This is a genomic window from Lysinibacillus sp. FSL R5-0849 (assembly GCF_038595075.1).
Classification (GTDB): Bacteria; Bacillota; Bacilli; order Bacillales_A; family Planococcaceae; genus Lysinibacillus; species Lysinibacillus fusiformis.
On sequence record NZ_CP152004.1, the window covers coordinates 4561826 to 4588420 of the forward strand.

General features: G+C 37.3%; 23 protein-coding genes. 9 read left to right on the forward strand and 14 right to left on the reverse strand.

Going from position 1 to position 26595, the window contains the following annotated elements:
• The first annotated feature begins 41 nt into the window (after positions 1-41).
• Positions 42-377, forward strand: a complete 336-nt coding sequence (locus MKY80_RS22715) for a heme oxygenase (protein WP_036121712.1) — start codon at positions 42-44, stop codon at positions 375-377.
• 145 nt (positions 378-522) lie between these two features.
• On the opposite strand, the gene MKY80_RS22720 is transcribed toward MKY80_RS22715, so the two are convergent.
• Positions 523-1545: a YeiH family protein gene (locus MKY80_RS22720; RefSeq protein ID WP_107922760.1), complete on the reverse strand. Its 1023-nt coding sequence runs from the start codon at positions 1543-1545 to the stop codon at positions 523-525.
• Between the two features lie 113 nt (positions 1546-1658).
• Here MKY80_RS22720 and MKY80_RS22725 point away from each other — a divergent pair, with 113 nt between their 5' ends.
• The gene (locus MKY80_RS22725; protein WP_089986417.1) at positions 1659-2540 is read left to right on the forward strand and encodes a LysR family transcriptional regulator; all 882 of its coding nucleotides are present in this window, start codon (positions 1659-1661) and stop codon (positions 2538-2540) included.
• 16 nt (positions 2541-2556) lie between these two features.
• Here MKY80_RS22725 and MKY80_RS22730 read toward each other — a convergent pair whose 3' ends face one another.
• A complete protein-coding gene (locus MKY80_RS22730) occupies positions 2557-3474 on the reverse strand; it encodes a LysR family transcriptional regulator (protein WP_008180625.1) in 918 nt (305 codons plus the stop codon).
• Between the two features lie 121 nt (positions 3475-3595).
• Between MKY80_RS22730 and MKY80_RS22735 the strand changes: the two genes are divergently transcribed.
• Positions 3596-4786 carry a coenzyme F420-0:L-glutamate ligase gene (locus MKY80_RS22735; RefSeq protein WP_008180626.1) on the forward strand — a complete coding sequence of 397 codons (1191 nt, stop codon included), beginning with the start codon at positions 3596-3598 and terminating at the stop codon, positions 4784-4786.
• 186 nt (positions 4787-4972) lie between these two features.
• On the opposite strand, the gene MKY80_RS22740 is transcribed toward MKY80_RS22735, so the two are convergent.
• From MKY80_RS22740 to MKY80_RS22755, 4 genes are all read right to left on the reverse strand, one after another.
• Positions 4973-5608 carry an RNA ligase family protein gene (locus MKY80_RS22740; protein ID WP_089986418.1) on the reverse strand — a complete coding sequence of 212 codons (636 nt, stop codon included), beginning with the start codon at positions 5606-5608 and terminating at the stop codon, positions 4973-4975.
• Between the two features lie 24 nt (positions 5609-5632).
• Positions 5633-6589 carry an AAA family ATPase gene (locus MKY80_RS22745; protein WP_089986419.1) on the reverse strand — a complete coding sequence of 319 codons (957 nt, stop codon included), beginning with the start codon at positions 6587-6589 and terminating at the stop codon, positions 5633-5635.
• 154 nt (positions 6590-6743) lie between these two features.
• Entirely contained in the window at positions 6744-7913 is a 1170-nt protein-coding gene (locus MKY80_RS22750; RefSeq protein WP_237068902.1) for an amidohydrolase, read from the reverse strand.
• 31 nt (positions 7914-7944) lie between these two features.
• Positions 7945-9357, reverse strand: coding sequence for an AbgT family transporter (locus MKY80_RS22755; RefSeq protein ID WP_089986421.1), 1413 nt, complete (start codon positions 9355-9357; stop codon positions 7945-7947).
• 576 nt (positions 9358-9933) lie between these two features.
• Here MKY80_RS22755 and helD point away from each other — a divergent pair.
• Positions 9934-12237, forward strand: coding sequence for an RNA polymerase recycling motor HelD (helD, locus tag MKY80_RS22760; protein ID WP_089986422.1), 2304 nt, complete (start codon positions 9934-9936; stop codon positions 12235-12237).
• 104 nt (positions 12238-12341) lie between these two features.
• Here the strand turns inward: helD and MKY80_RS22765 are convergent, their stop codons facing one another.
• The 5 genes from MKY80_RS22765 to MKY80_RS22785 all read right to left on the reverse strand — a co-directional run bounded on the left by MKY80_RS22765 (position 12342) and on the right by MKY80_RS22785 (position 16678).
• A complete protein-coding gene (locus tag MKY80_RS22765) occupies positions 12342-13097 on the reverse strand; it encodes an amino acid ABC transporter ATP-binding protein (protein WP_008180632.1) in 756 nt (251 codons plus the stop codon).
• 13 nt (positions 13098-13110) lie between these two features.
• Positions 13111-13812: an amino acid ABC transporter permease gene (locus MKY80_RS22770; RefSeq protein WP_090002654.1), complete on the reverse strand. Its 702-nt coding sequence runs from the start codon at positions 13810-13812 to the stop codon at positions 13111-13113.
• Between the two features lie 12 nt (positions 13813-13824).
• On the reverse strand, positions 13825-14532 hold the full coding sequence (locus MKY80_RS22775; protein WP_025116503.1) for an amino acid ABC transporter permease: 708 nt from the start codon (positions 14530-14532) through the stop codon (positions 13825-13827).
• An 84-nt stretch (positions 14533-14616) separates the two neighbouring features.
• Entirely contained in the window at positions 14617-15480 is an 864-nt protein-coding gene (locus MKY80_RS22780) for a transporter substrate-binding domain-containing protein (RefSeq protein WP_043990745.1), read from the reverse strand.
• Positions 15481-15508: 28 nt separating this feature from the next.
• On the reverse strand, positions 15509-16678 hold the full coding sequence (locus MKY80_RS22785) for an acyl-CoA dehydrogenase family protein (protein WP_008180637.1): 1170 nt from the start codon (positions 16676-16678) through the stop codon (positions 15509-15511).
• A gap of 269 nt (positions 16679-16947) precedes the next feature.
• On the opposite strand from MKY80_RS22785, the gene MKY80_RS22790 reads away from it, so the two are divergent.
• Entirely contained in the window at positions 16948-17694 is a 747-nt protein-coding gene (locus tag MKY80_RS22790) for a hypothetical protein (protein ID WP_008180638.1), read from the forward strand.
• Positions 17695-17790: 96 nt separating this feature from the next.
• On the opposite strand, the gene MKY80_RS22795 is transcribed toward MKY80_RS22790, so the two are convergent.
• On the reverse strand, positions 17791-18165 hold the full coding sequence (locus MKY80_RS22795) for a VOC family protein (protein ID WP_008180639.1): 375 nt from the start codon (positions 18163-18165) through the stop codon (positions 17791-17793).
• 206 nt (positions 18166-18371) lie between these two features.
• Here MKY80_RS22795 and MKY80_RS22800 point away from each other — a divergent pair, with 206 nt between their 5' ends.
• Both MKY80_RS22800 and MKY80_RS22805 read left to right on the forward strand, forming a co-directional pair.
• A complete protein-coding gene (locus MKY80_RS22800; RefSeq protein ID WP_089986424.1) occupies positions 18372-20321 on the forward strand; it encodes a methyl-accepting chemotaxis protein in 1950 nt (649 codons plus the stop codon).
• A 267-nt stretch (positions 20322-20588) separates the two neighbouring features.
• The gene (locus MKY80_RS22805) at positions 20589-22538 is read left to right on the forward strand and encodes a methyl-accepting chemotaxis protein (RefSeq protein WP_089986425.1); all 1950 of its coding nucleotides are present in this window, start codon (positions 20589-20591) and stop codon (positions 22536-22538) included.
• 44 nt (positions 22539-22582) lie between these two features.
• Here the strand turns inward: MKY80_RS22805 and MKY80_RS22810 are convergent, their stop codons facing one another.
• The gene (locus MKY80_RS22810; protein ID WP_025116510.1) at positions 22583-23002 is read right to left on the reverse strand and encodes a VOC family protein; all 420 of its coding nucleotides are present in this window, start codon (positions 23000-23002) and stop codon (positions 22583-22585) included.
• A gap of 236 nt (positions 23003-23238) precedes the next feature.
• On the opposite strand from MKY80_RS22810, the gene guaC reads away from it, so the two are divergent.
• Together guaC and MKY80_RS22820 are read left to right on the forward strand one after the other, a co-directional pair.
• Complete coding sequence (guaC, locus tag MKY80_RS22815) at positions 23239-24222, forward strand: GMP reductase (protein ID WP_008177848.1); 984 nt, start codon at positions 23239-23241, stop codon at positions 24220-24222.
• A 203-nt stretch (positions 24223-24425) separates the two neighbouring features.
• On the forward strand, positions 24426-26159 hold the full coding sequence (locus MKY80_RS22820) for a methyl-accepting chemotaxis protein (RefSeq protein ID WP_008177849.1): 1734 nt from the start codon (positions 24426-24428) through the stop codon (positions 26157-26159).
• A gap of 57 nt (positions 26160-26216) precedes the next feature.
• Here MKY80_RS22820 and MKY80_RS22825 read toward each other — a convergent pair whose 3' ends face one another.
• Complete coding sequence (locus tag MKY80_RS22825; RefSeq protein ID WP_008177853.1) at positions 26217-26441, reverse strand: hypothetical protein; 225 nt, start codon at positions 26439-26441, stop codon at positions 26217-26219.
• Between the last annotated feature and the right edge of the window lie 154 nt (positions 26442-26595).

Here is a 26595-nt window from a genome sequence, read left to right on the forward strand (position 1 = left end):
TCATTCAAAAACCTAGTAAATGAAAATAAGGGGGGAAAAGCATGATCATTGTTACAAATCGTATTCAAGTGAAGCCAGGTTTTGCAGCAAGAATGGCTCCAAACTTTACAAAACCAGGTCCTCTACAACAATTTGAAGGCTTCCATAAAGTAGAGGTATTAATTTCAACGGATGATCCTACTTATGACGAAATGAGTGTTAATATGTATTGGGAATCCAAGGAGCATTTCCAAGCATGGCGTAATAGCGATGCATTTGCTGCAGCCCATCACCGTCCAAGTTCAGGCTCTGAAGGGGAAAAAACGGATAGCCCAATTATCGGTAGCAAAATAGTAGTTGCTGAATTAGCAACTTCCATCGAAGCTTTACGTTCATAAACACACTAAATATTTATACATGATCTTCTGATTCTATCTAAAAAGCCCTGCATGTTGGCATACAATGCAGGGTCTTTTTCATTAAGGTAGTTTGTACAACATCTTTTTATAAATGATTAGTCCTAATACAGGGAAATATTTTTCATCATCGTGCTAAAAAAATAACAAGAAAATAGCCTAACACGGATAGACAAACTGAACCAATTAAACCAGCAACAAACGCCTTTACTCCAAGCTCCTTAAACGTTTTAATCTCAACATTTAATCCAAGACCTGCCATCGCCATAGCAATTAAAATGTAAGCAATATTTACAAGGGCTTGCGCCACATTAGCCGGTATAATACCTAATGAATTAATCGCACTCATTGCTAAGAACCCTACTATAAACCACGGTATGATTGACAATGAAAATGCTTTTTTCTCTTCCCCTTTAGCCGTTTTTCGATAGAAAATACCGATTATAAGGGCTACTGGAACAAGCAGTGCGACACGCGTTAACTTTACAATGACCGCTATATCAATGGCTTCATCTCCACCTGCGGATGCCGCGGCAATAACATGAGCAATTTCATGTAAGGTACCACCTGCGAAAATGCCATACTCTGTTGGTGTTAAGTTCATTACAGCATAAAGTACTGTATAAACAAGTGTAAATACTGTACCTAATAATGCAACAATGGCTGCCCCCACAGCAGTTTCCTTTTCATTTGCTTTAATTTGAGGTGCAATTGCCACGACAGCTGCAGCTCCACAAATGGCGGTTCCACAAGCCGTTAGTATCCCTAGCTTTTGATCTACGTGGAAAATTTTTGTTAGACCATATACTACAATTAATGCAAATAATAAATTAATGACGGCAATCAAAAAAACATTAGCGCCAGCGTGATAAATATCAGCTAAATTTAAACGCATCCCCAATAAAATAATACCGAATCGTAATAGCTTCTTACTGGAAAATGAAATTCCCACTTGCCAGGAATCCTGCACTTTAAATGCTGCGCGCCAAGCCATCCCTAATATAATAGCAATGACCAATTGCCCTAATATTGAAAAGAAAGGAAAAGTAGCAATATATTTTGCAACTAAGGCTATCAAGAGTGTTAGTAATATTCCCTTTAGAAAGTTTGGATGAAGTGCGTATTTTCCTTTGTTCTGTCCATTAACCATGATGTTCACTTCTTTCTCCTTTGTTGATTACTACTTTATAAAAAAGCTCATGATTAGTAAAATACATATATATAATTGTTATTATTAATATTTCTAATTACAGGGGTGTAAATATGCAATATGAGGCTTTAAAAACGTTCATCACACTGGTAGAGGTCAATAATTTTACAAAGGCCTCAGAAATACTTCATATTTCACAGCCGAGTGTCAGCCTACACATTAAGAACCTTGAGCAGGAATTACAAACTACTTTATTTATTCGTTCGCCAAAATCTGTACAAATTACACCAACTGGTGAAATTCTCTATAAACGGGCTAAGCAGATTATGGCGATAACTGAGGCAGCTAAGGATGACATTGCAGCCTATCATCAAGAAGTACAAGGGACACTTGTCATAGGTGCTAGTTTTACCATTGGAGAATATATATTGCCTCCCATTATCGCTAGCTTGCAACAACGCTTCCCACAACTTGAGCTTCAAATTATTATTGGTAATACGAAAGAAATCATTCAATATACAAAATTATTGCAAGTTGATATTGGCCTGATAGAAGGACAAGCCCACGACAATGAACTTTTGATTAAGCCATTTATGCAGGATGAGTTATTTATTGTCAGTGCAAGTAATCATCCATTGACAAAGCAATTGCCTATTACTGCGGACAAGCTTCAACAGCAAAGCTGGGTTGCGCGTGAGGAAGGCTCCGGCACACGTTATTATTTAGATCATTTATTTAGAGCTAATGGTTTACTGGTCCAATCACTGTTAACCATTAGCAGTAATCAGGGCGTTAAAGAAAGCGTTATGCAAGGACTTGGGCTTTCCCTACTGTCTGCGTGTGTCATTGAGCGTGAGTTGAAAAATGGTGATATGGCGATTCTCTCCCTTGAAGGACAGCATTTTATGCGGACATTTTCTTATCTTTGTTCGCCAACTATGAAAAATAAGCGGAATGTCGATATTTTAATTGAAGCATTATCAAAAAAAGCTTAGCTGACTTTTCCCGTCGCTAAGCTTTTTTGATGGTTCTTCTAGTATTAAAACGTTTATGTTCAATGATTTCGACAAATTTGGTCGCCGCTCGAGAAAGGGGTACGGTCTTTAAAAAGCACATACCTATACTCCTTGGCGGAATTTTCCCATTTAAAGATAATTCGTATAGAAGTCCTCGGTGGAGATAATCCTTTGAAAACTCCTTTGTAACACATGCGATTCCTAAATTACTACGGGCAAATTCTAATACAAGATCATGTGAACCTAACTCAAACTCAGGTTCAATATGGACCCCATTGGATAATAAGAAATCCTCTACGTATTTGCGGGAATTGGATTTTTTCTCCAGGAAAATAAGCGGGAATTTTAACAGGTCCTCATAGCTTAAACTTTTAGAAGCCAGTGTCTTATATTTCTCCCCACAGACAAAAATATCTTGAATATCCGTACATACCGTTAACTGTAATGTCGAATCCTCTATAGGAAAATTACAAAAACCGATATCCACCTCACCTGATTTAATAAAATTACAAATTTCTGAGGTAGTACCATTTAGCATTTCCAACTTAATATTCGGATACATCGTATGAAATGCCTCTAAATAAGGCATAAGGAAAAAACGTGAAATCGTATCTCCTACGCCAATCTTTAGTTGCCCAGTTGTTAAATTTTTAAATTCTAATAACTTTTCTTCACCCGCATCTAACAGTCCTAAAGCCGAATTTGTATATTCAAATAGCAGACTGCCCTCTGTTGTCAAAGTGACCCCCTTAGGCGTCCGATTAAAAAGACGTGTACCCAGCTCCTTTTCCAGTTGCATCATCGCTTGACTAACAGCAGGTTGAGTCATATATAAATCCTTGGCGGCTCTTGAAAAGCTATTATTTTTAGCTACAACACTAAAAACACGGTATAAATCTAATTTCCCTATCATATAAGCACCTCTTATAGCTAGTATATGAACTATTAATTTTACTTATATCATGAGTGAGGCGTATAGTAAAACCATATGGATTTTACATCACTTTACGAAAGTTAAATGAGGAGAGATTAAGTTGGAACGTGTAATCGGTACAGTTGTAAGAGGTCTTCGTGGTCCTATTATTAACGAAGGCGATCATATTGAACAAATCGTTTTAGATACGGTGTTAAATGCTGCGAAAGTAGAAGGTTACGCTATTGAGGATCGAGATATTGTGACCGTAACTGAGTCAGTCGTAGCACGTGCACAAGGGAACTACGCAACAATTGATGATATCGCTGTGGATGTGGCCGCGAAATTTGGCAATGATACTGTAGGAGTTATTTTCCCTATTTTAAGTCGAAATCGTTTTGCTAACTGTTTACGTGGTATTGCTAAGGGCGTTAAAAAGGTTGTCTTAATGCTAAGCTACCCATCTGATGAAGTTGGTAATCATCTTGTCGATATCGATGAGTTAGATGTAAAAGGCATTAATCCTTGGACAGATACATTAAATGAAGTGGAATTTCGCGAGCATTTCGGCTATAAAAAGCATACATTTACTGGTGTAGATTATATTGAATACTATAAAGAATTAATTGAAGCAGAAGGGGCTACATGTGAGGTCATCTTCTCCAATAACCCAAAAACAATTTTAGATTATACAAAGAGTGTTCTAGCATGTGATATTCACTCACGTTTCCGCACAAAGCGCATTTTAACAGCAAACGGTGCTGAAAAAGTTTACAGCCTTGATAATATTTTAGCTGAATCCATCAATGGATCTGGTTTCAATGCTGAATATGGACTACTTGGCTCTAACAAAGCTACAGAAGATAGTATTAAGTTGTTCCCACATACTTGCCAGCCAATTGTTGACGGTATCCAAGCTAAAATCAAAGAAGCTACAGGAAAAACTGTAGAAGTTATGATTTACGGAGATGGTGCATTCAAAGATCCTGTGGGTAAGATTTGGGAGTTAGCAGATCCTGTTGTTTCTCCAGCATTCACAGCCGGATTAAACGGAACTCCTAACGAGGTTAAATTAAAATATTTAGCAGACAATGACTTTGCTGATCTTCGAGGAGAAGAGTTAAAAGCTGCTATTTCTGAATACATTCAAAATAAAGATGAAGATTTAACAGGTCAAATGGCTGCACAAGGAACAACACCGCGCCGCTTAACTGACCTTATCGGCTCTCTATCTGATTTAACATCAGGTTCAGGGGACAAAGGAACTCCTATGATTTATATTCAAGGATATTTCGATAATTACACTAAATAATATAAAAGAACTCTCGTACTAGTGACGGGAGTTCTTTTTTGGATGGAGGATGACAGGAATCGAACCTGTAATCCCTAGATGAAAGGGATATGCAGCCTAGCAACTTCCTCATATATACTATGGTTGATTTATTCTATAAAGTATTACATTTTTCTCAGTCCTTTTCATAAATGAATGTAATTACGTTTATTTTAAACGGTTAGGTATTACTTTTTCTTGTAGCCAATGCTCACTTGTTTGAACATGGTGAGGTCTCACAAATTTGCCCAAATTATATTGGAAGTCATCATAATGAAAGGATGCGGCATTTCGAATGACATAACCCTCTTGCTCACCATCAAACATTGATTTCCCAGTAAACATTCGTTTTATTTTACGCTCATCAAAAATCCCTCTGTATAAAACAGGCACCGTTTCAACACCTAATTTTTCCGCAAAGGCAACCGTCTCATCCCAACTCAAACAAATATTATCTTCATTCCAAATACTAAATAAATAAAAATAACTTGTTAATGCCTGATAATATATAGAATGCTTCGCGTACATATTTTCCCCACATAATCGCCAACTACCTGGGATCTGATAAGAAAAACTAGCATGGAATGTTTTGACCCAATGTCTAGAAGGATGGTTAGCTGAATGGATGCTTCTAGCATGCATATAGTCCTTGTACAGCGTTGTTCCTTCTCCATCTAACTTTTCAGTGACAACAACCTCTTTCCCAATAAAATGATTCACATTTTTAGCAACCTTGTCATCATGAGTATAGCTTCTGCTCCATGGTAAATGGTAGCTTCTTGGGTATTTCATTAATTTCGTCATATTTACACTTCCTTTCTTTACTGTTTATTTAGCAAATTGGTCGGCCTCACGGAAAAAGTAAAGCCTAGTTAATAAATCCCCATCTAATAAATGATAAATTTCACTTCCCCCTTGATCGCCACCATACTGGATTAGCATATGGAATTGTACTAAATAGACGACCTTTAATACAAAATCCTCTTCAAAACCCAATTCCAATAAAAAATGACAAGCCCTCTGTGCCGATACATTTTCATGGCCAAAATAGCCAAATCGTTGTTGCAACGGTTTATACTTCTTACAAAATGGCTTACCCACATCATGGAATAATGCTGCTATTTGTAATGCCAGCTTATCACTTTCCGAATAGTATTCATTGATATAGGCAAAGACAAAATAAGTATGTTGACATAATAGGAATTGGTGATGTGGATTTTCTTGATTGAAATGATAAATCTCTTTAAAAAGTGGGATTGCTCGAAGTGTTTGAAAAAGCTCCTCATAATTGGGCTCACGTTGAATAAGCGAAATAAATTGTTGTTTGGAAATTGCATAGGGGCTAGATTCATGTACGATATGCACTTCATCAAATCCTTCTCCCGCCGTCGGAAATTCTAAATGCTTACTCATTTTTTCCATTACCACTAACGGTACATTTCTCTTCCGTTGTTGGTTTCTAGCTACACATATGGAATAGGGCGTGTCAAAATAATAGCATTCCTTCCTAACCGAGCTTGGCAATTTACGTAGTGCAAATATCCTCCGCTCCCGTTCAATATTGGTAGCATCTACAATGACCGTATAACCCTTTGCCACAAGGTCATTAAGACGCTCATATAATGTACGAAAGACCTGACGTGATTTCTGTTTTGTTGCGTCACCAAATAACTCTTGACGTATAGCGTCACTAGAAAGAACAACGGCATTTTCTCTTTTCGCAAGCTGCTTCACAAATGTACTTTTTCCACTTCCAGGTAATCCAACTGTGAAAATTACCTTCATCTCTTCTCACCTCCCTTCCAGTTTCTATATCGTATAAGATAAACAATCCTTTAGTGCTTTTCAATATATCCTTACAAGCAATTTAAAAGGCATGAGTCATGTACTAAATCGCACTCATGCCTTCTATATGAATTATTTTTAGCTTACTTCACCCTTATGGACATAGTGTTCGTGCAATATTTTCAAAGTAACGAACACCATAAATTAGAGCTTCTTCATCAATTTTAAAACGAGGATGGTGTAATGGGTACGCTTCTCCAAACTCTTCGTTATGTACCCCTATAAATTGCATCGATGAAGGAACAACTTCTGAAAAATCTGCGAAATCCTCTGTACCAAACATTGGTCCAGGTAACTCCTTCACACCTGTATCTCCCACAATCTCTCCAGCTATACGGCGGGATAACGCTGTTAATTCTTTATCATTTGTAACAGAGGGACATCCTAGCTCCCATTTAATTTCTACCTTTGCACCGTGCATGGAAGCAATACTTGTAGCTATCTTTTCTAAATGTTTACGCGCATCTACACGAATCGTAGAATCTAGTGAACGAATCGTTCCACCAAGCTCTGCTGTATCAGCAATAATATTTAAGGCCGTTCCACAATGAAATTTTGCCACCGTTAAAACAGGCGCATGTGTACTCGGTACTTTACGTGACACAATTGTTTGCAGAGCTACAACTATTTCAGAACCAATAAGTAATGGATCTATAGCGACCTCTGGTGTAGACGCATGGCCGCCCCTACCGTAGATTTTAATTTCAAAATCATCTGCCGCTGCAGTAAATTTACCGTCTTTCATAGCAAATTGTCCTACCTCATAATCAGGGCTCACATGTAGAGCAAAGGCATAATCGACATTTTCTACAATTCCTAGGGCTACTAGTTGAGCAGCTCCTCCAGGAGTCACCTCTTCAGCATGCTGAAAAACAAAACGAATTTCTCCACAAAAATCAGTCCCACGCTCAGCCAATGCTTTTGCTGCACCAAGTAGCATCGCTGGATGGGCATCATGACCACACGCATGCATGACTCCGGGATTGGTTGATTTAAAAAGTAAATCCGTTTCTTCTTCAATCGGCAATGCATCAATATCAGCTCGCAGTAAAATGGTATGCCCCTTATTTTCTGTTTTCGTCCCCTTTAAAAATGCACATACACTCGTCTCTGTTAAACGCTTCACCTCTAAATGTGGAAACGTTACTAGTTGATTATAAATATATCGGGCTGTCTCATGCTCCTGATGTGATAATTCTGGATACATATGCAAATGCCGACGCCATTTAATTACCTGTTGTTTTAAATCAATTGTTTCTACCAATCTAATCACTCCTACTATATGATTTATATTATTAAAATGGTCCATAGTTTATGAGATGTGCAATGACTAATAAGACAATTGCTAAGCATGTCTGTATAAGGAAATAAGGAAATACCCATCTAACCCATTTTGAAAATGGGATACCTGCAATTGCTAATCCTGCTAATAAAACCCCACTCGTTGGAATAACCATATTTGAAATACCATCACCAAATTGGAAAGCCAGTACAGCTGTTTGCCTAGTTACACCAATTAAATCTGCTAAAGGTGTCATAATCGGCATTGTTAACGCTGCTTGTCCACTTCCAGATGGTACTAAGAAATTTAAGCAGAGCTGAAGTAAAAACATCCCTACTGCATTTATTGAAGCTGGTAGAACACTTACGGCATTAGAAACAAAATGCAGAATAGTATCAATTAATCCTCCATTCGTCGTAATCACTAAAATGGTTTGGGCAAATCCAATGATTAGAGCCCCTTCTACCATATCTCGAGCTCCCGTAATAAAACCTTCAGCCATTTTATTCGGTCCAATCTTACATATAATAGACATAATAATACTGCTTAATAAAAAGATTCCGCCAATTTCACTTATATACCATTGGAATTTTATTACCCCCACAATTAATGCAACAAAATTACCCAATAGTACAAATAATGCTAGTAAATGTCGTGTACTTATTTTAAAGTCCAGATCAATCTTTATACTTTCCTCCGGATTAAACTTTCCATAAATCCCTTTCGATGGGTCGCTCTTTATTTTTTTAGCATGTCTATATATAAAAAGGACTGTCAAAATATAAAAAGCGGCAAACACGACTATTCGATATGACATCCCTGAATACATCGGAAGCTCGGCAATTGTTTGAGCGACACCAATGTTAAAAGGGTTTGTAATGCCCGATGTAAAGCCCGTTGCTAATGTACCGAGCATAACGATAGCAAAGCCTGTCATTGCATCCATACCGAGTGCCATTGTTAAAGGGATAATGATGGCTATATATACTAGCGTATCCTCTGCAGAGCCAATTAATGTTCCTAAACTAGCAAATATTAATACGAGAATAGGGATTAATACGTACTCCTTTTTCCCAAACTTAGAGGCCATCACTTTAATAAACGAATCAATGGCACCCGTTTTTTGCATGATTCCTAAAGCTCCACCAAATAGAAAGACAAATAAAATGATGGGAGCACCCTCAAGCATCCCCAAATGCACACTATTAAATATTTCTAGGAAGCCAACAGGATTTGAGCTTATGTATTGAAAGGATTCCGGATCAACAACCATTCTCCCATTACTCTCAACTCTTTCATACTGTCCCGCTGGTAAAATATACGTTAATAGCGACATCACTAAAATAATAATAAACATTAATACAAATGCATTAATTCCCTGTATACGTGGTTCAGCTTCTTTTTTTTCTTGATGCAGGTTTACCATAACCGTCTCCCCCTACTATTTATTATTCTTTAAACCGAGACATAGACAACGTAGCAATTAGGCAAGTGATTACACACCATATTTTCCGTTACACGGAAAACCGTTCCGATTAACGGAAACTTTATACACAAGAATAAAAAATAGAATATGAAATGTCAATATATTTTGATAATTCAAATAAATATATTTCTACTAAAAGGTCATGTAATTAATAATCATTTCTTTAAAAACAGGAATAATTCCGGACTTTTCTACATATAAAAAAGACTGCTCCACCTTTTCGTAGAGCAGTCTATGCATATCAATATTTTATTACCTTATACCATTATTGTATCATAAATTTACAAAAATTACTAGACTATACTTCTTACCGAAGTAGATGTATGATAAATTTCCTGATTCAATCACCATACTAAATCTCCTTGAGATAATTACGTTTGAAGACTTTCGAGTTATTCAAAGGATCAGTGTTCAGCCATTGAAAAGGAATCACAATTACCTACATCCCACCATCTATATAGGTAAGGGTTCATGCCGAGCGAAGATAATAACTATGGAGAGGAATGTGAGTAGACATTGGAAAATCAACATGAGTGGATGGAAGAAAAGCAGCACCTTGAGCATTGTTTAAATATCATTGATGCCAAAATGAAGGAATTACTGCTTCAAGAAAAGGGCTTTAAAGAAAATGCTGTCGCCATTAAGAAAACTTTCTGGAACGATGTCAGAGTCAATTTAGATACTGCTGAGGATGTTGATGAAACATTCTTTGCTATTAAACAACAAGTAGAGCTACTTTCAGATTCAGAACTTGCACAGCAAAGGGCCATTCGAAATGTAAAGGTTTATGAACGTTTACAGCAGTCACCCTATTTTGCACGAATCGATTTTTTACAAAGTGAGCATTCTGAACCTCTAAAAATTTATATAGGTGTTGCCACACTTTTAGATGAGCAAGATGAAAACATCATCATTTATGACTGGCGTGCACCCATTTCCAGTATGTATTATGATTGCACTCCTGGTGAAGCTTCCTACGAAACTACAACGGAGGATATTCACGGTGAGATGCTGCTTAAACGGCAATTTATTATTAAAAATGGTCAGCTACAATCCATGTTTAATACAGGCCTAACCATTGGTGATGACTTATTGCTCGATATCCTTGCACAAAATGCAAACGAACATATTCGCAGTATCGTTGCAACCATTCAAGCGGAACAAAACAAAATTATTCGCCATATCCACTCACGTTACCTCATAGTAGAAGGTGTTGCGGGTAGTGGTAAAACGGCCGTCGCACTCCAACGAGTGGCTTATTTATTATACCGATATCGTAATGAAATGACAGCAGATCAAATTTTACTAATTACGCCTAATCAACTTTTTAATCAATATGTCCATACCGTCCTACCTGACTTAGGTGAAGACAATATGCAACAACTAACGTTTATTGAATATGCTGAAAAACGTTTAGGTCGTCAGTTCCAATTAGAATACCCTTATGAGCAGCTTGAAGATCTATTAACAGAAAAAGATGAAGCTCAATATGTAACAAAATTAAATAGCATTTCATTTAAAGCAAGCCTTACTTACAAACAATTGATCGACCAATATGTAAGCTATTTGTCGAATAAAGGCTTATTATTTAAAAATATTGTTTTTCGTGGAGAACGAATTATTACTGCACAGGAAATTACTGAATTCTTTTATTCTTTCCCATCCTCCATGTCGATACCAAATCGCCTACAATTAGTGAAGGAATGGTTATTACAGCAATTAACGAAAATTGAAAGAGCTGAACGTACGAAGGATTGGGTAGAAGAAGCGACTGAGCTATTAGACAAGGAAGACTACTCCAAGTCTTACAGTGAGCTCTTATATGAGGGACGCTATACAGAAAACTCATTTGATGATTTTGATCATGAACGCAAAAAATTAGCGCGCCAAATTGTAAAAAAACATTTTAAACCTTTACGAAACTCTGTCAATCAATTAAGATTCGTTCATATATTAGGTACCTATCGTCAACTCTTTGATATATCTAATTCTCTCTATCAAGAATTTCAGCAGCTTGTCCCAGACAATTGGGAGGACATTTGCCAAAACACCCTTCCTAATTTAGCAAAACGATTAATTGCTTATGAAGATGCAGCTCCGTTTTTATATTTACAGGATAAAATTGAAGGTCAGCAAACAAATACGACAATTCGCCATGTATTAATTGATGAAGCACAAGATTATTCTCCATTCCAACTAACCGTCTTACAGCAATTATTTCCTAAAGCGCGTATGACAATCTTAGGCGATGGCCATCAAACTATACATCCGCATACCTTTGATAATCCTTCACTGCTCGACCCTCAATTATATGGTGAGCATGCTGAAAAGATGATTTTAACGAAAAGCTATCGTTCGACAAAGCAAATCATTCAGCTCACTGCTAAAATTTTAAATGATGGTAGTGAAGTAGAGGCGTTTAACCGAGATGGTCTAGAACCTTCGATTACAATTTTGCCAAATGAGTTGGAGTTAAATAAACAAATTATCCAGAGCATCAACACCCTATCTCATAAATTTGAAACGATCGCTGTTATTTGTAAAACTGCAGCGGAATGCTCAGCAGTGTTTGAACAATTAAGCAATCACGGTGATATTCAACTTATTACACACAACACTAAGCAATTTAAAAAGGGTATATTATTACTCCCCGCCTATATGGCAAAGGGGATCGAATTTGACGCGGTCCTGATCTATAATGCATCAGCCGCCAACTATTCACGAGAAACAGAACGTAACTATTTCTATACAGCCTGTACAAGAGCTATGCACGAGTTACACATTTATTCCATCAACAAATTAACGTACTTCCTTCAATGATAGGGAAGTGTTGAATGTACGAAGTGATCTCCATTCAGGGCTACAAAGCTCCAGTCGACACCCCTGTATACATTGGAGCTTAGTCCGAATGGAAATGATCCTCGTTAAATATAGAACGTATAGTCTTCTGGAATGACACGTTTTAAAAATTTCTTCGTCCGTTCCTCTTTCGGGCTAACAAAAATATCATGAGGGCTACCTTCCTCTACGACAACTCCTCCATCCATGAAGATAACACGGTTTGCTACGTCTTTTGCAAAACCCATTTCATGCGTCACCACAAGCATTGTTGTCCCCTCAGCTGCAATATTTTTCATGACCTGTAGTACCTCGCCTACTAGTTCGGGGTCAAGTGCAGACGTTGGCTCATCGAATAAAATAATATCTGGATTCAACGCTACCGCCCTTGCAATCCCTACCCGTTGTTGCTGACCTCCCGATAACTGACTTGGATATGCGTCATATTTTTCAGATAAGCCTACTTTATCAAGAGCCCTTTTGCCAATTTCTACTGCCTCTGTCTTAGGAACTTTTCGTCCAATAATTAGCCCTTCTGTGACATTTTCTAATGCCGTTTTATTCGTGAAAAGATTATAGTTTTGGAAGACAAATGCCACACGCTGGCGAATTGCATGTACGTCTTTTTTCTTTACATGTTGAAAATCCACTTCAATATCTCCAAATGTCGCATGTCCTTGATCCGCTTTTTCTAAAAAATTGATACAGCGTAATAATGTTGTTTTTCCTGAGCCACTAGGACCTAGAATAACGACTACATCACCTTGATCGATAGCTAAATCTACACCCTTTAAAATTTCATTTTCACCAAATGATTTATGAATATTTTTAATTTCTAACATGCTCATTCACCCCTTAGGCATTGGCCGCTTTGTATTTGCTTAAATATTTTTCATAACGCTTGAACAAGTATTCGACTGTGCTACATAAAATTAAATACACAATAAAGATATCAAGATAGGCTTCCACATAATTGTAGCCGACATTTGCAGCTACCTTTGCCTTCAATGTAATTTCAGGTAGAGACATTGCGTACCCTAAGGAAGTTGCTTTAATCAAATTGACTGTCGCTGTACAAATATTCGGTAGCGCAACAACTAATGCTTGTGGAATAATGATTCGGGTATACGCTTGGAATGTTGTCAAACCTACTGAGTATGCTGCCTCCAATTGTCCCTTTTCAATGGTACTTAACGCCGAACGAAATACCTCTATTAATATAGCTGTTGAACTGAATGCAAACACAATAAATGCATACCATATTGGATTGATTTTATATATATCATATGGAATTTGATATTTTTCAAAAATAATTTTTAACATAAGCGGAATACTACTATAAATAATGAAAATTTGTATAATAATTGGTGTTCCTCGCACAAAGGATACGTAGATCTTTGCTAAATGATGTACAACTGGAATTTTGTTAATCCTCGTTAACGCCAGTAAAAATCCTAGTGGCAGCGCAATGAACAGAGCAACAACTGTGACAAGGAGTGCGATGGGAACACCTGATAGTGCAACGAAAAATGTTTCAAGTAAAAATTGATAATTCATGGTTACGCCTCCTTACGTTGTTTCTAAGGTCTTTTTACCCCTACCAAATATCTTTTCTAATATAGTAAATATCTTTTCAATAATAATAGATAATACCCAATAAATAATAGCCAAGGCGATATAAATCTCTAAGGCATGAGCATTAATATTACTAGCTATAATTAAATTGGCCTTCCCTACAATATCAATTAATCCGATCGTATAGGCCAAGGCACCTTCCTGTAATAAAGCAATCATGCCATTTCCAAAGTTGGGTAATGCAACGACAAGTGCCTGGGGGAAAATAATTCTTCTGTAGGCTTGTATGGGCGTTAACCCTACACTAACAGCCGCTTCAAACTGCCCTTTCGGAATGGCTAAATAAGCCGATCGCATCACCTCTGACATAATTGCTGCAAATTGTAATGTGAATGTTACTACCACGAAAATAGCCGTTTCAATGGAATGGAGATTGAGACCAAAGTTTTCAGCTAATGCGGGTACACCATAATAGACAAGAAATAATAAAACAATAGATGGTGTACATCGCATAATCGTCGTATACAGGTTCGCTAATTTTCGTAATAGCTTGACAGAAGAGAGCTTAGCTGCCGCTAGTAATAAGCCAAATATTGTGCCTAAGACGATAGAGGACCCTGCAACTAAAAACGTGATTTTTAAAAACGGTAATAAGACGGGGATCGCGCTCCAAATATAGGTCGCGTCAAAATATTTATCCATTTCCTCACCAACTTTTGTTTTATGAATAAAGACTGCTGAGCGTGCCAGCCTCAACAGTCCTAATAATGGTCAATATGCTTTAAATTAACGATTAACAGTTTCTAACACTTCAAATAAATCACGGCCATAGAATTTCGTGCTCAATTCGTTTGTTTTCTTCTGTTCTTTAATTTTAGCGATGGCTTTATCGTAAGCATCCGCAAATTCTTGTTCTTTTTTATTGAAAAGAGGCCATGTTTTAATCACAGAAAATTCATTATAGACTACTTCATCTTTTAAGTTATTATAGGGTCCATCTTCTGCAAGTACTTGCTGTTTAAATGGTCCTTCAATCATAACGCCACCATCGACGCGCCCTTCATTTACCCACTGCACAACGTCAACTGTAAATGCGTCACCCGCTTGAAGCTTTACTTTATTGTCAGGGTTGGCCGTATTATATTCATCAATAATTGTGTATTGCGCATTATTAGCTGCAATAGGTGCCAACGAATAGCCCTTTTTCGCAAAATCAGCTAATGTCTTTATCCCTTCATCTTCTTTACGTAATACTAGGCCTGCACTACTTAATCCTAAAAATTCCTTTGGGAAAATAAATTTCTCTGTCCGTTCCTGTGTAAAGAATGCGTTTTTCACCCCAACCTGATATTTCCCTTGCTCTACACCAATTAATAAATCATCACTTGTCGTTCCTACATATTCAAATTGATAGTCTGGTAATAATTCATCTACTAATTTCATTACCTCTACGTCATAACCTGTTGGATTTCCATTATCATCTATATAACTAATAGGCTTTGAGGCCTGATCATAGGCAACTTTGATTGTACGAACTTCGCCACCATCATCTGAATTCTTATCAGCTGACTCTCCAGGATTACAGCCCGCTAAAAGTGCGACAGAAGCCAATCCAATCGCAGCTAATTGAAATATCTTATTCTTCTTCATGTAACATTTCTCCTTATTATCCACATTATTATTGATGGTCATTTAATTTCTGCTGTTCGATAGCAGCCGTAGCTAATTTAATTATGGTCATATCATCCATTGGTGGGTTATGAAGCCCCGCACGTACGTTTCGATAATAGCGCTGTAGCGGATTTGACAATTGTAAGCTTTTCGCCCCGACTACACGCATCGCCTTATCAACAATGTCAATTGCGATATTCGTTACGGTATGTTTAGCAACAGCCATCTCATTTGTTAAAATGGCGCGTCTTGCTGGATTATCGTATGCCTCAGCTACCCCATATAAGACAAAGCGTGCTTGATGAAGCTTTAACTCGATGTCTCCTAAAAGCTGTTGAACATTTGGTAATGTACTGATCGGGGCATTCAAGCTATTAGGTTGATGATGATTAGCGAAATGTACCGCATAGTCACGGGCAGCTTGTGCAATTCCTAGGTATGTGGCCGGGATATGGAGAATCCAGCCATTTATTTTACCGCCACTAGGATGGTTTGGTAATTCGACTAAGTGATCTTTAGCCACAACGACATCATTTAATACGAGATCATGGCTGCTAGTACCTCGCATGGCAGACATTTCCCAGTTTTCCTCAATGGATAATCCTATTGAATCTTTATGGATGAGGAAGAACCCAATTTGTTGCTTCTCTTCAATCCAAGCCGAAGTGAGGAAATAATCTAATACTGGGGAAGCTGTAGTAAAGATTTTGCGTCCATTTATGCGCCATCCGTCTTTTATAGAAACAGCATTTGTTCCTGGTCTCCCCCCACGTGTTGGGCTCCCAGTTGCTGCTTCACTTACAGCCCTATTAATCATGGCACCTTTCTTTATTTCCTCTGCAAATGCCGTTAATAAATCCTCCGTCCATAATTTTGTGGCATATATTTCGCCCACAACGCCTAATGTCCATCCGAGGGAGAGCGAGGCATTCTCGTCATAGCTTGCTAATGTTTCTTGTATAAGCACCATGTCATAGACTGATAGACCCTCTCCTCCATATTGTTTCGGTAAAGTAAGTTGCGGATAACCAATTTGCTGGAGTAGTCGATGTGCTTCAAACGGGAAACGAGATTGTTCATCTACCTCAGCTGCCTCGGCCTTTATAGGATTTGAGATGGCTTCTAACTTATCTAACCAAAATCGCTGTTGCTCCGTTTTAACAAATAAATTCTTCAAAAAATCTCCTTCTTCCCAATATATATAAATCTTATATATTTACTAAGGATTAATGATAAAAAAAATCCCGCGCTACAAATTTGTAGTGAGATAACATGTGGTACTGAATTTTCTGATTCGTTGACATTTATATTACTTATCACCTTTAAAAATGTCAATGGGTGAAATTCAAGTTTTTTTGTCTGTTTAATATGGTTTAGATCTATTCGAATTTTTATGCACCAAGCTTTGTTTACAACATATGCTAAGACTATGAGAGAGGTGTATATATGACTAATAACATAAATTCTCCGCAAGGTGCGGGCATCGCATCCCATTTAGCACCACAGGTTATTCAAACTAAATTTGGAGATATTAATGGGGATGGCTTCTTTGAAACTATTTTTTTAATGGGGACTCAAAAGCCTGGTAGCCCTTTATGGGAAAACATAACCTTAACCATTTTTTATGGGCAAACAGGGCGAATCGAACAAATCCCACTAAAAGAAAATGTGGGCTATCACCCAACCATTTTTCTAGGAGATTTTACTGGTAATCATATTGAGGATATCATGGTTATTTCTGATACAGGAGGTAGCGGAGGAATTATTAACGGGGAAATATTCTCCTCTACGAATAATCAGGTGCATTCCATTTTTGACACAGAATCATTTAATACTAAGCTCCAATATACTGTCAATTATGCCAACAACTATAAGGCAGTTGTTCAAAGTAAGGCTCCTGCAAAAAAATATATACTTGATTTACAATATAAAGGCCCGGAATATTTAGCAGAAATCTATCATCCAGATGGGACATTAAAGCAACCGATTGAAGGCTGGGTTGACCCAATTAGCGGATTATATCCTGTTGATTATGATCGGGATGGGACCTATGAAATTTTAGCGTATCAAGAGATTGCAGGTAGGTACCATGCTGATGGCTTAGGATATGTGGAAAATATATTAAAATGGAATGGCCACGAATTTGTAGTAGATCGACAAACGGTTAGTATTTTCGGAGAAGATTTATCATAGAGAACTAACTCATATTTATATAAGAAGATATTAAACAGGAATCTGCTTATTTTTGCCTAATTCACGACAAAAATAAGCAGATTCATTCATTTATTATTATTTTTCAACTAATGCAAAGTAGTTGCTTTCTGGATCAGCAAAATTAAAAACTCTACCCATTGGCATCATGACTAAATCGCCCACTTTAATGCCCTTTGCCTGAAAATCCTGATACATTTCTTCAATTTGGTCAGCGTAAAACATAATAGAGGGTGTTCCTAAATTTAATTCTGGCTGCATTTTAGCAATGATTTCTTTATTGTGTAGCACAAAGGATGTTTGAGCTTCCTTCGACGGTGCAATTTCAATCCAACGCATTCCCGCCTCTTCCTGCTCGTTTTTAATAATAAACCCTACTTTTTCTGTCCAAAATTTCACTGCAGCATCTTGGTCGTTAACATATAACATGACTTGTCCAATTTGATGAATCATGACTCTATCCCCTCCTCTTTTATGAATTTAGTATACAACAAATCAAAGCATTATATAGCTTCTAACAAATCTGTTTAGCGAAATTTCTAAAAATTGATAATAATATCTATTAGGGCTTACCTTTTACTTTATTTCTGTTAGAATGAGAATTATTTACCTTATAGGGAAAAGTATAGAATAAAAAATGTTATGTGAGGATAATACAAGTGAAACAACTAAGTGTCAGAAAAAAGCTTATTTTTTCGTTTTTAGCAATGCTTCTCATTCCAACACTGTTAATTGGAATAGTGTCGTACCAAAGCGCTGAAAAGCAAATTTCAGAAGAACAGCAAGCTAGTGCAACTGAAAGCGTGCGCATACTCAATACAAATATTACGAACACGATTGAACCAAAATTGAAAGATGTGGAATATTTCTCAAAAAAGTTTAATCAATCTTATTTGCAGGAAAATAAAATTCCTGAGCTTAAATCCCTTCTACAGGAATATGTGAATATGCACCCTGAAGTTGACCTTATTTATATTGGTACTGCTGACGGGAAACTACTGGATGAACCTGTTCAAGTGTATGCGGATGACTTTGACCCTCGTACAAGACCTTGGTATAAGCAGGCTTTAGAAAATAATGGCCAAGTCTCAATTACCGCACCTTATGTTTCAAAATCTACAGACGATATTGTCATTACCATCACTCAAGCTCTACCAGATGGTTCAGGTGTAATAGGAATAGATTTAAATATCTCTACATTAAGCGACATTACGAATGAAATACGCATCGGCGAAACAGGCTATGCCTCTCTTTTAGATAACAATAAAATCTATATTGCTCAGCCTGATACGGAAAGTGGTACTGAGGCAACAGAAAACTATATCGCGAAAGTTTATGAACAAGAAAGCGGGACGATTATTGAAAGAGATCGTCATTTACAGTTTGTTACTAATGAGCTTACAGGTTGGAAGGTTATTGGTACAATGTTTACCGCAGAAGCAGCAAAAGCAGCTGCCTCCACATTAAATATCAACTTAATAATCATTGTTGTCTCAATTGTAGTTGGTGTGATTTTCATGCTCTTTATGATTAAATCTGTTGTTAATCCAATCAATAAGCTGAAACATAGCGCCTTAAAAATTAGTGAAGGCGATTTAACTGAGTTTATAGATATTCATTCTAAGGATGAAATTGGACAACTTGGTGAAGCCTTTATCTCTATGAAGGTGAGCTTAAAAAAACTGATTCGCAACGTGGACCAAAGCTCGCAGCATGTACAAACATCTGCTCAAGATTTATCTGCAAATGCTGAGCAAAATATTGCTGCCTCTGAGCAGGTTGCTGACGCCGTACAACAGATGGCTATCAGTACAGAGAAACAAACTACTGCTATTGACCAAAATGCGATTTCCGTGGAGGAAATTGCTAAAGGGGTTGTGGAAGTTGCAGATAGTTCTATGCAGGTATCTGATCTTTCTAGCCACGCTATCCAATTGGCAGAGGAAGGCGGTCAAGCTGTCGAACAAACCGTTAGGCAGATGAATTCGATTCATGAGTCTGTTACACAATCAGATACAATGATTAAGACACTTTATGATCGCACAAAAGAAATTGGCTCCATTTTGGAATTGATTAGTGCGATTTCAGACCAAACAAATTTACTTGCCCTGAATGCTGCTATAGAGGCAGCAAGAGCAGGAGAGCATGGAAAAGGCTTTGCCGTAGTGGCTGACGAAGTTCGAAAGTTAGCAGAGCAATCACATCACTCAGCAGAACAAATTTCTGCACTCATTACAACTATTCAACAAGATACCGCTAAATCTGTACAAACAATGGTAAAAGCATCTTCAGATGTCCAAGAAGGCTTACAACTAACGGAGGAAACGAATAAAAAATTTGCGAATATTATTGCAAGCCTTCGAAACATCGCACCAAAAATGGAGGATATTTCGGCTTCCGCTCAAGAAATGTCAGCAGTTGTGGAGGAAGTCTCTGCTACAGCCATTGAACTATCAGACCATGCTAAATTAAATGCAGCAGCTACAGAGGAAGTTGCAGCTTCAACTGAACAAACTTTATCCTCGATGCAGGACATAGCTTCTGCTGCTAAAACGTTACTTGATATGGCTGATGAATTACAGGGTCATGTAAATCGTTTTCACTATTAAGGTACCTCATTTAAAAATCTGGGTTCAGCACTTCGTGAGCCCAGATTTTTCTTTTGTCTAATACTACAAAATAGGACATTTTTCTTTAAATATCCCCAAAACATAACTTTATTTTCCAGATTTTTCAGAAAATTATGTTGATTATTCTCCATTTTCCTCTTAGAATCAGATTACAACATGAAAGACTAATTCCATGTACAACCATCATTAGCCTTCGTTGTCCCATGATCTACAAACTAATCATGACTTATTAAGGAGGAATACCCTATGAAACAACTTAGCTTAAGAAAGAAACTCATCTTTGCATTTTTAGTCATCCTTCTCGTTCCTGCACTTATGATCGGCTATACCTCCTTTAAAAGTACTAAAAGTCAAATTTTAAATGAGCAACAAGCAAGTGCTATGGAAAGTGTCAGAATGCTTAATACCAATATTACAAATATGATTGCGCCTAAAGTACATGATATTGAATATTTTGCAAAAAAGTTAAATCTATCTCATTTACAGCCAGAGAATCGTCAGGAATTGAATAATCTTTTCCAAGAATATGTTCATACACATCCGGAGGTAGAATTGCTATATATAGGTACTGCAGATGGTGGCATGATTGATGCACCTGTCCATGAGTATGCTAGTGATTATGATCCGCGTGTTCGACCTTGGTATACGGAAGCGATTGAAAACAAGGGACATGCATCGATTACTTCTCCTTATCTATCAAAATCTACAAATAATATCGTAGTGACCGTTATGCAAGCTCTCCCTGATGATTCAGGTGTTATTGCCTTAGATTTAAATATCTCTGTTCTAAGTGCACTAACAGATGATACACGTATTGGGAAAACTGGCTTTGCGGCCATACTGGACAGTAATCAGCTATATGTAGCACAAAGGGATAAAGAAAGCGGAACCGAAGCTACAGAAAAATATATATCCAAGGTTTATGAACAACAGGAAGGCATCATTATTGAAAAAAGCCGTCATTTACGCTTTGAGACAAACGAACTGACAGGATGGAAGGTTATCGGAACAATGTTTACCGTAGAGGCTACAGATGCTGCCTCCGCAACCTTTAATATCACCTTACTAATCATTGCAGTTTCCATCATTGTTGGCATTATTTTTATGCTTGCTATGATTAAATCCATTGTTAGCCCTATTAAGCGATTACAGCAGAGCGCACTTAAAATAAGTGATGGGGATTTAACGGAATATATTGATATTCATACGAAGGATGAAATTGGACAGCTTGGTGAGGCATTTGTCTCCATGAAAGTAAACTTAAAAAAGCTCATTCGCAATGTTGATCAAAGCTCTCAGCATGTTCAAACTGCTGCACAAGGTCTTTCAGCAAATGCTGAGCAGAATATCGCTGCTTCTGAACAAGTGACAGAGGCAATGCAGCAAGTAGCTATTAGTACAGAAAAACAAACAACAGGAATCGATCAAAATGCTATTTCCATAGAGGAAATTGCAAAAGGAGTTGTAGAGGTAGCAGATAGTGCACTACAAGTCTCTGATTTATCCAGTCAGGCTATCCATTTAGCAGTGGAGGGTGGACAATCTGTCGAACAATCGGTGAATCAAATGGTATCCATCCATGAATCTGTAGCACAGTCTGATAGCATGATTAAATCACTATTCGATCGTACAAAAGAAATAGGCTCCATCATCGAAATTATTAGTAACATTTCAGACCAAACAAATCTTCTTGCTTTGAATGCAGCGATTGAAGCAGCACGAGCTGGCGAAAATGGCAAAGGCTTTGCAGTTGTGGCAGATGAAGTACGTAAATTGGCAGAACAATCTCATCAGTCAGCAGAGCAAATTGCCTTGCTAATTACAGGCATTCAACAAGATACGGCTAAATCTGTTCAAACCATGATGAAGGCTTCTGCAGATGTCCAAGAGGGCTTACAGCTGTCTGAGGACACAAAGAAGAAATTTATAAGTATTATTGAGAGCTTACGAAACATTGCTCCTAAAATGGAGGATATATCTGCTTCTGCTCAGGAAATGTCTGCTGTAGTGGAAGAGGTTTCGGCAACGGCCATTGAACTGTCGGATCATGCTAAACTCAATGCAGCAGCATCTGAAGAAGTAGCCGCTTCAACTGAACAAACATTGTCCTCGATGCAGGAAATCGCATCATCTTCTAAAGCATTACTCGATATGGCGGATGAATTACAGGGCTATGTCAATCGTTTTCATTACTAAAAATAAAGCACGGTGAATGATCACCGTGCTTTGAATTGTATTAATTATTCATTTACCTCATGGCTAAACTGCCACTCTACACCAAATTTATCTGTAAGGGAGCCGTAACATTTGCTCCAAAAAGTTTCTTGAAGCTCCATAACAACTTTCCCACCATCTTTAAGCTTATCAAATGCTTTTCGCATCTGCTCTTCATCATCAGAAACAACTGCTAATGTAACATTGTTTCCAACCGCATATGGTGAGCCTGGAAATGTATCTGAGAACATAATTCTACTACCGAATACGGAAAGTCGTGTATGCATTACAAGATCTTTTGCTTCCTCTGGTAATGGATAATCAGGGTTTTGTGGTGAATCCCCAAACGTCATAATTTCAGCCTTGTCCGTACTAAAAGCATCTTCGTAAAACGCTACAGCTTCTCGACAATTCCCGTTAAAAATTAAATATACCTCTACCGCCATTTCCAACACTCCCTTGACATTTTTTGAAACAATTATATTGTACATGGATTATAAATCATAACACAAACTAAAAGATAAATAATTCATCTATATCATAAGAAATATAGCCTTATCTTCAAATTTTTTATTTATTTTAGCAAAAGCTTTGACATTTCCTCAAAAATCATGTAAATTACCAAATGGCGAACAATTTAAAATAAATCTTTAAAAATATTCGTATTTTAGGAGTGTATATAATGGATAACGTATTTGACTATGAAGATATTCAACTAATTCCCGCAAAATGCATCGTAGAAAGCCGTTCAGAATGTGATACTTCCGTTACTTTAGGAGGGCATACTTTTAAACTTCCTGTAGTACCTGCTAATATGCAAACAATTATTGATGAAACTCTTGCTAAGAAGCTGGCTGAAAACGGTTACTTTTATATCATGCACCGCTTCCAACCAGAAGCACGTATCAACTTTATTCAAGATATGCATGGCAGTGGTCTAATTGCTTCTATTAGCGTTGGTGTAAAAGAAGAAGAATATGCGTTTATTGAAGAATTAGCAGCTACAAATGTAGTACCTGATTTCATTACAATTGATATTGCACATGGCCATTCTAATGCTGTTATTCGTATGATTCAGCATATTAAAAAACACTTACCAAATAGCTTTGTTATTGCTGGTAACGTGGGAACACCAGAAGCTGTACGTGAGCTTGAAAACGCTGGGGCAGATGCGACAAAAGTAGGAATTGGACCAGGTAAAGTTTGTATTACTAAAATTAAAACAGGCTTTGGTACAGGTGGCTGGCAGTTAGCTGCACTTCGCTGGTGTGCAAAAGCTGCTACAAAGCCAATTATTGCTGATGGTGGTATTCGTACACACGGTGATATTGCTAAGTCTGTACGTTTTGGCGCTTCAATGGTGATGATCGGTTCTTTATTCGCGGGTCACGAAGAGTCACCTGGTCAAACAATCGAAGTCGAGGGTAAAAAGGTAAAAGAATACTTCGGCTCTGCTTCAGAATTCCAAAAAGGCGAACGTAAAAACGTCGAAGGAAAGAAAATGTATGTTGAGCATAAAGGAAGCATTAAAGATACATTAATTGAAATGCAGCAAGACTTACAATCTTCTATTTCTTATGCAGGTGGCACAAAGTTAGAAGCTATTCGAAATGTTGATTATGTAATCGTGAAAAACTCTATCTTCAATGGCGATAAAGTGTACTAATACGTTACAACCCCACTTCAGGACAGAACAATCTGAAGTGGGTTTTTTTAGATCATTTCATTATCCCCATTTCTTTATAAACACCGTGCCTACAATACAAAACAAAATACTCTATTTATTATCAGAATTTTCTATTTTATTAGATAATTTTATATTATACTATAACTATACTGTATTACTTTAGAGGAACGGAGGTCTTTTCTATGATTAAATCAGTGCGTAATAAGTTGGTCGCTTTAGCCATTATTGTTATTCTCATATCTACAGTGCTGGTTGGAACAGTGAATTATTTTGTAGCAAAAGGCGAGATGGATCAGGTAGGTAGACAAAGTCTTAAGAATGGCACACTAGGCATACTTGAATTAATTGCACAATTAGATGGACAGGTTCAAAATGGAAAATTAACATTAGAAGAAGCACAGGAAAGTGCCAGAACACAGATTGTTGGTAATAAAATTGAAGATCAAAAGCGATCTATCGATAACCCTGTAAAATACGGTGATAATTTTTATTTCTATGCCTTTAAGGATAATGGTATGGTTGAAACACACCCCTCTCTTGAAGGTCAAAATATATCCGACTTACAAACGAGTGATGGACGCTATTTTGTAAAGGAAATGATTGAAACGGCACAAGCAGGTGGCGGATATGTGCGGTATGACTGGGCACTACCCTCCAATCCAGATATTATTGCTCCAAAAATTACTTATGTTGAAATGGACAAGCATTGGGGATGGATCATCGCGGCTGGTACATATGAAATGGATTTTAATGCAGGCACTAAAAATGTTTTATATTACACATTTGGTACAACCATCCTAGCTACTATAATTGGTGTCATGCTTTTTTGGTTCTTCTCTGGACAGATGACCGCCTACATACGAAAAATTATGGTGATCACATCGGATATTGCGCAAGGTAAGCTCACAGGAGAGGACATTCCCGTTACGACAAAGGATGAACTTGGCACACTAGCGAAGAATGTCAATAATATGAAGCAAAGCTTGCATGAGATGGTCAACAATACAAAGGACAGTGCCTCCCAAATGAGAGTTTCTTCAGAAATGCTTAGTGCGATTACAGAGGAAACGACCGCCTCAGCTGATGAAATCCATCAAGCTATCAACGACATTTCTAAAGGGGCTGTTGTGCAAGCAGAGGAGGCAGAAATGGCTAGTAGTAAAGTGGAAACACTATCATCTCTGATTTCCAATGCTACAAGTAAATATAATGACATTACCGAAAATATGAATACTATTAATCAATCACAAGAAAATGGTAGACAAAAAGTAGATCTATTACTGCAAAATTCTCATGAATTCACGCAAGTAATCGAAGAGTTAAGAACTAATTTTTCAAGTTTAACAAGCCAGATGAAAGAAATTCATCAAGTAGTACAAACAATAACTTCCATTTCAGAGCAAACAAATTTATTAGCGCTAAATGCAAGTATCGAAGCAGCTCGTGCAGGTGAACACGGTAAAGGATTTGCTGTAGTAGCAGAAGAAGTACGAAATTTATCAGAGGATACAAATGAAGCTACTAATCGTGTCAAAAATCTATTACAGCGCATTGAGATTGATACGGTCAATTCAGATACAAAAATGATACACACTCTTCAGCTTTCACAAAGTCAGGCAATGTCGATTACAGAAGTAAAAGGAGCTTTTACTTTCCTAGCCGATTCTATTCAGGACATAACCGAGCACCTTGTTTCTCTTAATGAGGGTATGAGTGAAATGGCAGAAAACCGTGTAGTGGTCATTCATGCTATTAACGAAATAGCAAGCGTGGCCACAGAATCTGCTGCTGCAACAGAACAAATTAATGCATCCATTGATGAACAAAAGTCAGCCGTTACGTCTATCATGCACTCCTCACAGGAGCTCCATACAGAGGCCGAGCGCATGTATGAATTAGTAGAACGCTTTACATGACATGTGACATCCTATAAAAAAGAATGCTACGAATTGGTCGTAGCATTCTTCTTTTCATTATAGTTTGTTAATAACTGCGTGGATTGTTTCCTTTAGTTCTGCATCATAGCTAGAAAGATCAACAAGGTTTCCTACACGCTCACGTAATACTGGGCGTTCAATTACTAGCTTCTCATCAAGTACTTGAACAAGTAGTTCGATAATAAGACGATCACGAACAACTAACGCTTCTTCTAAACGCTCTGGTGTAATTTTCGCATCTGTTTTTGCTGATTTTGCCATTTCAAAAACCCCTTTTAAATTTTATATTCATGCACATCTATTTTAGCATACCACTAAATTATTTTAAAAACTTTCTTTCGCAAAAATACCAAAACTTTACAATTACTAAAAGAAAGATTTACGACAATTTGTTATATTCATATCATAATACACT

Excerpts from the sequence above, each read along its gene's own strand:
- MKY80_RS22780 (WP_043990745.1), bottom strand. The coding sequence starts at position 15,480 with ATGAAGAAGAATAAGATATTTCAATTAGCTGCGATTGGATTGGCTTCT.
- MKY80_RS22730 (WP_008180625.1), bottom strand. The coding sequence starts at position 3,474 with ATGATAGGGAAATTAGATTTATACCGTGTTTTTAGTGTTGTAGCTAAA.
- MKY80_RS22720 (WP_107922760.1), bottom strand. The coding sequence starts at position 1,545 with ATGGTTAATGGACAGAACAAAGGAAAATACGCACTTCATCCAAACTTT.
- MKY80_RS22820 (WP_008177849.1), top strand. The coding sequence starts at position 24,426 with ATGATTAAATCAGTGCGTAATAAGTTGGTCGCTTTAGCCATTATTGTT.
- MKY80_RS22765 (WP_008180632.1), bottom strand. The coding sequence starts at position 13,097 with ATGTTAGAAATTAAAAATATTCATAAATCATTTGGTGAAAATGAAATT.
- MKY80_RS22795 (WP_008180639.1), bottom strand. The coding sequence starts at position 18,165 with ATGATTCATCAAATTGGACAAGTCATGTTATATGTTAACGACCAAGAT.
- guaC (WP_008177848.1), top strand. The coding sequence starts at position 23,239 with ATGGATAACGTATTTGACTATGAAGATATTCAACTAATTCCCGCAAAA.
- MKY80_RS22740 (WP_089986418.1), bottom strand. The coding sequence starts at position 5,608 with ATGACGAAATTAATGAAATACCCAAGAAGCTACCATTTACCATGGAGC.
- MKY80_RS22745 (WP_089986419.1), bottom strand. The coding sequence starts at position 6,589 with ATGAAGGTAATTTTCACAGTTGGATTACCTGGAAGTGGAAAAAGTACA.
- MKY80_RS22805 (WP_089986425.1), top strand. The coding sequence starts at position 20,589 with ATGAAACAACTTAGCTTAAGAAAGAAACTCATCTTTGCATTTTTAGTC.
- MKY80_RS22790 (WP_008180638.1), top strand. The coding sequence starts at position 16,948 with ATGACTAATAACATAAATTCTCCGCAAGGTGCGGGCATCGCATCCCAT.
- MKY80_RS22725 (WP_089986417.1), top strand. The coding sequence starts at position 1,659 with ATGCAATATGAGGCTTTAAAAACGTTCATCACACTGGTAGAGGTCAAT.
- MKY80_RS22715 (WP_036121712.1), top strand. The coding sequence starts at position 42 with ATGATCATTGTTACAAATCGTATTCAAGTGAAGCCAGGTTTTGCAGCA.
- MKY80_RS22810 (WP_025116510.1), bottom strand. The coding sequence starts at position 23,002 with ATGGCGGTAGAGGTATATTTAATTTTTAACGGGAATTGTCGAGAAGCT.
- MKY80_RS22770 (WP_090002654.1), bottom strand. The coding sequence starts at position 13,812 with ATGAATTATCAATTTTTACTTGAAACATTTTTCGTTGCACTATCAGGT.
- MKY80_RS22775 (WP_025116503.1), bottom strand. The coding sequence starts at position 14,532 with ATGGATAAATATTTTGACGCGACCTATATTTGGAGCGCGATCCCCGTC.
- MKY80_RS22825 (WP_008177853.1), bottom strand. The coding sequence starts at position 26,441 with ATGGCAAAATCAGCAAAAACAGATGCGAAAATTACACCAGAGCGTTTA.
- MKY80_RS22755 (WP_089986421.1), bottom strand. The coding sequence starts at position 9,357 with ATGGTAAACCTGCATCAAGAAAAAAAAGAAGCTGAACCACGTATACAG.